The organism is Kitasatospora sp. NPDC059817 (assembly GCF_042731835.1).
Classification (GTDB): Bacteria; Actinomycetota; Actinomycetes; order Streptomycetales; family Streptomycetaceae; genus Kitasatospora.
On sequence record NZ_JBHWIR010000258.1, the window covers coordinates 1 to 7,689 of the forward strand.

At 71.5% G+C, this 7,689-nt stretch carries 6 protein-coding genes; 2 read left to right on the plus strand and 4 right to left on the minus strand.

Translation table 11 applies throughout. The features are described from left to right. Window positions 1–62: 62 nt before the first annotated feature. Genes ACFV61_RS32565 through ACFV61_RS32580 form a run of 4 tightly spaced genes read right to left on the minus strand, consistent with a single transcriptional unit; the run spans window position 63 to window position 5,091 of the window. Window positions 63–1,259 (minus strand): ABC transporter ATP-binding protein, encoded by a 1,197-nt coding sequence (locus tag ACFV61_RS32565; protein ID WP_380495590.1) that lies wholly within the window; start codon window positions 1,257–1,259, stop codon window positions 63–65. A gap of 19 nt (window positions 1,260–1,278) precedes the next feature. Then, a complete protein-coding gene (locus tag ACFV61_RS32570; protein ID WP_079136461.1) occupies window positions 1,279–2,196 on the minus strand; it encodes an ABC transporter permease in 918 nt (305 codons plus the stop codon). Continuing rightward, window positions 2,196–3,140, minus strand: a complete 945-nt coding sequence (locus ACFV61_RS32575) for an ABC transporter permease (RefSeq protein WP_380334447.1) — start codon at window positions 3,138–3,140, stop codon at window positions 2,196–2,198. The genes ACFV61_RS32570 and ACFV61_RS32575 overlap by 1 nt, the downstream gene beginning before the upstream one ends. Window positions 3,141–3,186: 46 nt before the next feature. Next, a complete protein-coding gene (locus ACFV61_RS32580; protein ID WP_380495592.1) occupies window positions 3,187–5,091 on the minus strand; it encodes an ABC transporter substrate-binding protein in 1,905 nt (634 codons plus the stop codon). A 405-nt stretch (window positions 5,092–5,496) separates the two neighbouring features. Between ACFV61_RS32580 and ACFV61_RS32585 the strand changes: the two genes are divergently transcribed. Then, complete coding sequence (locus ACFV61_RS32585) at window positions 5,497–7,101, plus strand: alpha/beta fold hydrolase (protein ID WP_380495594.1); 1,605 nt, start codon at window positions 5,497–5,499, stop codon at window positions 7,099–7,101. Between the two features lie 88 nt (window positions 7,102–7,189). After that, window positions 7,190–7,689, plus strand: a 500-nt coding sequence (locus tag ACFV61_RS32590; RefSeq protein WP_380495596.1) for a response regulator transcription factor, incomplete at its 3' end; no start/stop codon positions are given.

Consider the following 7,689-nt stretch of genomic DNA (forward strand, 5'->3'; position numbering starts at 1 on the left):
GGTCACGTGTGCAGGGTGAGGTGGTTTCGAGTCCCGACGGCCCACGCGGGCGCGGGGCCGATCTACACCCGCGTGCCCAGCGTCAGGGAGATGTCGGCCACGGCGCTGACCGCGCCCACGGCCCGGCGCAGGATCAGGCCGCTGGTGACCGCGTACTCCTTGACCAGGTTGTCGATGCGCAGCAGCGGCTCGGCCGGCGCCTCCTCGGGCACCGCAGCGGCCCGCACCTCCGGGGCCCCTACGGCCGTCGCCGGGCGCGGCGCCACGGCCGTCGGGCGGCCGCCCGGCTCGGCCTCGCCGACCGGGAAGTAGCAGGCGTAGCGGTGTTCCGGGACCTCCCCGGACAGCGGCGGCTCCTGCGTGTGGCACTGCTCGGTGGCGTAGCGGCAGCGCGCGGCGAACCGGCAGCCGGGCGGTGGGGTGGTCAGGTCCGGCGGCAGGCCGGGGATCGAGTAGAGCCGGCCGCCGGACTCGGCGAAACGTTCCGGCAGCGATTCGAACAGCGCCTCGGTGTACGGGTGGCGGGGGTGGGTGTAGAGCTCCTCGGTGCCGGTGGTCTCGACGACCTTCCCGGCGTACATGACGGCGATCCGGTCGGCCCGTCCGGCGATGACGCCGAGGTCGTGGGTGACGAGGATGACGGCCATGCCGAGCTGCTGCTTGAGGTGGTCGATGAGTTCGAGGATCTGCTTCTGGACGGTGACGTCGAGGGCGGTGGTCGGCTCGTCGGCGATGAGCAGTTTGGGCTCGTTGGCCAGGGCCATGGCGATCATGGCCCGCTGGCGCATCCCGCCGGACAGTTCGTGCGGGTAGACCAGGGCCCGCCGGGCCGGGCTGGGCATCCCCACCAGGGACAGCACCTCGACGGCGCGCTCGTGCGCCTCCTTCCGGGAGGCCCGGCGGTGGATGCGCACGGACTCGGAGATCTGCCGGCCGATGGTCATCGTCGGGTTGAGCGAGGTGGTCGGGTCCTGGAAGATCATCCCGATGTCGTTGCCGCGCACCCGGTCCATCTTCTCGGGGCCGAGCGCGAGCAGGTCGCGGCCGTCGAGCAGGACCCGGCCGTCGACGACGCTGCCGCCGTTGGGCAGCAGCTGCATGATCGACATGGCGGTCATGGTCTTGCCGCAGCCCGACTCGCCGACGATGCCGAGGGTCTCGCCGACGTCCACCGCGAGGTCGACGCCGTCCAGGGCGTGCACCACCGAGCGCTTCAGCCGGATCTCGGTGCGCAGGCCGGTCACTTCGAGGAGCGCCACTGCTGATCCTCCGTCGGGTTCACCGCTTCTGCAGCCGGGTTTCGAAGGCGTCGCGCAGGGCGTCGCCGATCACGTTGAAGCACAGGATGACCAGGATGATCACGGCGGCGGGCGGATAGATCATCCACCAGCAGCCCTGGCCGGCGAAGGTGGTGCCGACGTCGAGCATGCCCCCCAGGTCGTTGTTGGGCGCCTGGAGGCCCAGGCCGATGTAGCTGAGCGTGGAGAGGGCGAAGACCGCGTCGGCGATCGAGAACGTGGTGTTGACGATCGTCGTCCCGATGGTGTTGGGCAGGATGTGCTTCAGCACGATCCGCCGGCCGCCCGCGCCCATCATCCGGGACGCGGCCACGTACTCGCGGACCTTGATCGCCAGGGCCTCGCCGCGGACCAGGCGGGTGATGCCGAACCAGGAGGTCAGGCCGACCTCCAGGATCAGCATGGTCTTGCTCTTCCCGTAGACGCTGCTGAGGTAGATCAGCAGGAAGATCAGCGGGAAGGACATGAAGGAGTCGATCACCCGCATCATCAACGCGTCGATCCAGCCGCCCAGGTAGCCCGCGACCGCGCCGTACAGCGCGCCGAGGACGGCGGCGATCAGACCGGCGGCGAGGCCGATCTCCAGACTGGTCTGCCCGCCGACCATCACCTTGCCGAGCTCGTCGATGCCGTCGTTGTCCGTGCCGAGCGGGTGCCCGGCGCCCGGCGGCAGGGTGACGGCGGAGAGGTTCACCACCGAGGTGTCGGCGTGGTAGAACAGCGGGCCGAGGAAGCAGAAGGCGATGATCGCGACCAGGACGACGACGGCGACCAGGGCCAGCCTGTTCTCGGCGAAGACCTCCGCGCCGCGCCGGAGCATCGAGCGGGGCCGCCCGGCCGGCTCCCCGCCCGGGGCGGAGGCGGGCCGACCTTCCGTCGAATCGTGTGTCAGGGCCATCAGGTGAGCCTCACTCGTGGGTCCAGCACGGCGTAGCCGACGTCGGCCAGCAGCGAGCCGACCACGGTGGTCACCGCGGTGAGCAGGGTGGCCGCCAAGGTGATGCCGTAGTCGTTCTGCAGCGCGGCACGGGTGGTCAGCAGGCCGATGCCCTGGATGTTGAAGACGTACTCGACGATCAGCGCGCCGCCGACCAGCGCGGGCAGCGAGAGGCCGACCAGGGTGACCATCGGGATCAGGGCGTTGCGCAGCACGTGGCCGTACAGGGTGCGGCGCCGGGAGGCGCCCTTGGCCTGGGCGGACCGTACGTAGTCCTGGGTGATCTGGTCCAGCACCCCGGAGCGCATGTACCGGCTGTAGCCGGCCACGGTGGTGACGGTCAGGGTCAGGACGGGCAGGCAGACGGCCCCGGGGTGGGTCAGCGCGTCACCGAAGGTGGCCACCTGGTTCTGCACCGAGACCCAGTGCAGGTCGTCCTCGAACCACTGCTGGATCAGGAAGCCGATGAAGAACGTCGGCACGCCGTAGGCGACGAAGGAGAACACCGTGAAGGCGTGGTCCAGCACGCTGTTGCGGCGGGTCGCCTGGAGCAGGCCCGCCGGCACCGCGATCAGCAGCGCGAGCAGCAGCGAGGCGCCGACGATGTAGGCGGAGGCGCCGAGGGCGTTGAACAGCAGGTCGGAGATCGGGCGCTGCTGGATGTAGTCGAAGCCCAGGTTGCCGTGCAGCAGGCCGTCCAGCCAGGTCCAGTACTGCACGTAGACGGGGCGGTCCAGACCCATCTGCTGGGTCAGGTGGGCGATGTTGGCCGGGGTGGCGTGGGAGCCGAGGATCGCCCGGACCGGGCCGCCCGGCATGAGCTGCATCAGGCCGAAGGAGATGACGGTGACCATCAGCACCGTCAGGAGGGCCTGGAACAGCCGTCGGATCAGGTAGGCCGTCACCGCCGCCCCCCGAGGGGAGCGGCGGCGACGCCGTTACGGATGGCCGTCATTTCGTGTAGTACCAGTACTCCGGCTCGTAGCCCTGGAAGGGGTCACCGGCGTCGAGGTGCAGCTTCTTGGTGACCTCGCTGATCGCGAGCGTGTTGGGGGTGTAGATGACCGGCTGGACGCCCGCGATGTAGTCCTCGTAGGCGTACAGGTCGTTGACGTCGCTGCCGGTCGTGGTCTTGACGATCAGCTGGTCCAGCTTCGGGTCGGAGAAGCTCCAGACGTTCGGCCCGGCTCCGGTGGCGAACAGCGCGTCGCCGGTCGGGTAGTAGTCGGGGGCGTAGACCCAGCCGCCGTAGAGCAGGCCCTGCCACTGGCAGCCGGCCGGCTGCGCGTCGCTGCAGGCCACGCCCTCGTTGCCGATGGTGTTCTGGGTCTGGCTGACCATGGTGATGCCGATGCCCGCCTTGGCCGCGTCCGAGCGCATGTCCGCCGCCATGGTGTCCAGCGCGGCCTGGCCGGAGGGGTAGTCGAGCGTGAACGCGGCCTTGGTGCCCGCCGCGATGCCGGCGCCGCACTGGTTCGGGCCGGTGCCCGGGTCGGTGCAGGTGGCCGGGACGCTGTCGGTGTTCCAGCCGTGGCTGCTCAGCAGCTGTTTGGCGGCCGCCGGGTCGTAGGTGGCGCGCTCGGACTGGCTCTTGGGGGAGAGCGGGTTGCCCGCCGGGAGGCTGGGCACGGCGCCGGTGCTCGGGTAGCCCCAGCCCTTCCAGATGCCGTTGATGATGCCCTGCTGGTCCACGGTGTCCTGGACGGCCTTGGTGAAGTAGGGCTGCTTGAACAGCGGCCCTACGGCCGGGTTGGCGAAGTTGATCTGGTAGTACGAGATCTCGTCCAGGTAGGTCGGGGCCGGGATGTAGTAGCCCGCGCTGCTCAACGGGTTGCCCGCGTCCGGGTTCTTGGCGTTGAAGGTCGGGGAGTTCTCGGCCGGCAGGTAGCCGACGTCGATGGCGTTGGCGCCGCCGCTGCCGGCCTTCAGGTCCGCGTACTCGGTGGTGGCCGAGGTGTAGGGGACGAAGTCCACCTCGTCGAGGTGCGGATTCTGCGGGCCCGAGTAGGCGGTGTTCGGCACGATCCCGTACGCGCCGGAGGTGCCGTTGTAGTTCTTGAGCTTCCACGGGCCGTCGACCACCGACCACAGCGGGCTGCCCGCGAAGTCGCCGCCCTTGGTCGACTGCGCGCTGAGGTAGGCGTAGTCGGCCGCGCAGTCCTTCGCGGCGGCGTCCGAACCGAACGCGTCGCTCGCGCAACTGCCCTTCTGCCCCTGGCCGGTGAGGTCCCAGGCGAGCGGCATCGGGGTGATCTGGCTGAGCTCGTCGTCGGTGAACCAGGTCTGGTTGACCGGGGTGTTGAGGGTCAGCGTCAGGGTCTGGCCCGAGGCGGTCGCCGAAGCCACGTTGTCCGGGAAGTACTTGGCGCCGATCGCCGGGTTCGGCGGGGTGTAGTAGCCGCTGTTCGACGACTCGGCCTTGGCCATGTTGATCCAGAACAGTACGTCCTGGGCGTTGACGTCCTCACCGTTGGACCACTTCCACGGCTTGACCTGGACGGTGACGGTCGTGCCGTCCGCGCTCCAGGTGGGCGCCTCGCCGAGGGACACCTCCGGGTCGAGGGTGACCTTGTCGTTCAGGCCCCAGTAGTACAGGGGGCGGTAGAACAGCTCCTGGAACTGGCTGGTGTTCACCGTGCTGACCTGGGCCGGGGAGTCGAACGGCCAGATGGCGTCCGGGAAGGTGGACGGCGCCTCGGCGACCCGCACCACACCCCCCTGCACCGCCGCTCCGGCCGGCCCCGGGTTGCCGCTGCCGCCGCCCCCACCACCGCCACTACAGGCCGCGGCGGTTGCCACCACCGTGACCAGCGCCACCACCTGCGCGAATCTGCGCGCTCCTGCGGACTTCGTCATCCTTGACTTGCCCCTCTCCCCCACGTGAACACCACGAGTTCTTTCCTTGCGCGACCTGACGGTTCGCCGACGCGGGCATGGCGATTCCGTGGCCGGGCAAGGTGAGCGGCTTTCCCGACGGCGGGAAGGCACCGGCGTCCGCGGGCTTCAGCCGCTTGCTGCGTGCTGGCCCTGCCCCGTTCGGTGCTATTAGTTAGACCGATTTTTCGAACAGAGAGAAGCCTTGGGGACGACTCGTGTTCGTCAAGTTTCCATCAAGGAAAGGATCTTGACGCTGCGTCGCATGGTTCCGGCGGAGGGACCGGCCAGAGCTCTTACCTGCCTTTGTCGTCGCTCTGCCGAACCGCTGACCGGCACCCGGCAGGGTCGTGCCCACACCGACCAGGACGTACGGAGGGCACCACGATGACGACGAACACGGGAGCGAGCATGGCGACGGGCATGGCGACGGAGACGACCGGCGCGACCGCGAGCCGGGCGAAGGAGCCGGCCCGCCGGAGCGGGCTGGCCGCCGCCGCGCTGGCGGTGCTGGCCGCGGTGCTGCCGGTCACCACCGCCTCGCCCGCGCAGGCCGCCCCCACCGGGGCGGCGGGCCGGCCCGCGTGGTGCCCGACCGTCCCCGGGCACCAGGTCGACTGCACGACCATGCGCCGCCCGCTGGTGGCGGACGAGCCGCGCCTGGGCGGCATCGGCGTGAGCTACGCGGTGGTGCGCCACAGCCGCCCCGGCCCGGCCCGGGGCACCATCGCGCTCAACCCCGGCGGCCCCGGCGAGACCCTCATCGACCGCGCCGACCAGGTGGCCGGGGCACTGCAGGGGGTGCTGGACGACTACGACCTGCTCCTGCTGGACCCGCGCGGCACCGGCCGCTCCGGCCGGCTCCCCTGCGACGTCACCGAGGCCGACTACCGCTTCGCCCCGCGCCCCGCCCAGCGCGAGCTCGTCGCCGACTGCGCCGGGGAACTCGGCCCGCGCGCCCGCGGCTACACCAGCGCCGCCACCGCCGACGACCTCGATGCCGCCCGCGCGCGGTTGGGAGCCCCGAAGCTGGTCCTGTACGGCCTGTCGTACGGCACCTACCTGATGCCGGTCTACGCCGACCGCCACCCCCAGCGGGTCGAGTCGATGGTGCTGTCCGGCGCCTACCCGCTCGCCTTCGACTCCCTGGCCCGGCCCGGCGCCCAGCAGGTCTCCCTGACGCTGCGCCGGATCTGCGAGCGCAGCGGGGCCTGCGACCCGGAAGGCGCCGTCCGCGACCTCGCCACCGCCGCCGAGCGGCTGCGCACCCGCCCGCTGGTGCTGACCGCCGCCCTCGGCGGCAGGCCGCGCACCGTGGTCTTCAGCGAGGACAAGCTCGCCGACCTGATGTACGAGCCCGCCACCCGGGGCATCGGCCTGCACCCCGAGGAGCCCGGTCTGCTCGGCGCGCTGCCGGCCGCCCTGCACGCCCTCGCCACGGGCGACGACGCACCGCTGACCGCCCTGGTGCGCGCCGAGGTCGAGCACACCGGCACCGAGGACCAGGCCTCCTTCCTGGCCGTCACCTGCAACGACTACGCCCGCGCCTGGGACCCGGCCGCCCCGCTCGCCGAGCGCCGCCGCCAGTACCGGGCCGCGCTGGCCGCCGCCGACCCGGCCGACTTCGGTGCCTTCAGCGTCAAGGGCTGGACCGAGGGGCAGACCGACGGCGGCGACAACTGCCTGTCCTGGCCGCGCCGCGGCACCGCCGACCCGCAGCCGACCGACCTGAAGAACGTGCCCGACGTGCCCGTCCTGGTGCTCTCCGGAGACCTCGACACCAACACCCCCGAGGCCAACTCCCGTCTTTCCGCCGCCCAGTTCCGCCGCAGCGCCTTCGTCTCCGTGCCCAACAGCGGGCACATCCCGGAGATGGAGTCCACCGGCTGCGCGGTGGACATCTCCACCCACTTCATCCGCACCGGCGCGGTCGGCGACACCTCCTGCCTCGCACACATTCCGCCGGTCCCCGTCGTCCCGGTCCCCCGCTGACCTGCCGACCCCCTGACCGACCGCCCGACCTGCTAACCGACCGCCCCCGACCGGCATGACCACGCCCGCCACCAGCGAAGATGACACCATGACAGATCCCACCGCCGCCCGGCGCACCGTCCTGGTCGTCGAGGACGACCCCGGCGTCCGCAACACCCTCGACCACCTGCTGCGCTTCGAGGGCTACCGGGTACTCACCACCACCGACGGACAGGAGGCCCTGGAGCTCCTGGAGCACCGGCGCCCCGACCTCGCCGTGGTGGACGTGGTCATGCCCCGCCTCGACGGCCTCGCGCTGTGCCGGATGCTGCGCCGGCGCGGCGACCGCCTGCCCATCCTGGTCCTCACCGCCCGCCACCAGCTCGGCGACCGGGTCGCCGGGCTCGACGCCGGCGCCGACGACTACCTGGCCAAGCCCTTCGCCACCGAGGAACTCCTGGCCCGCATACGCGCCCTGCTCCGCCGCACCGAGCCGCTCGGCGGCGAGAGCGCCGAACTCGGCCTCGACGACCTCGCCCTGGACCCCGGCGCCCCCCCCGCCCCCCCCCGCCCGGGCCCGCCCCACCAGAGCACACACCCCGGTGAGAC

Excerpts from the sequence above, each read along its gene's own strand:
- ACFV61_RS32585 (WP_380495594.1), top strand. The coding sequence starts at position 5,497 with ATGACGACGAACACGGGAGCGAGCATGGCGACGGGCATGGCGACGGAG.
- ACFV61_RS32580 (WP_380495592.1), bottom strand. The coding sequence starts at position 5,091 with ATGACGAAGTCCGCAGGAGCGCGCAGATTCGCGCAGGTGGTGGCGCTG.
- ACFV61_RS32570 (WP_079136461.1), bottom strand. The coding sequence starts at position 2,196 with ATGGCCCTGACACACGATTCGACGGAAGGTCGGCCCGCCTCCGCCCCG.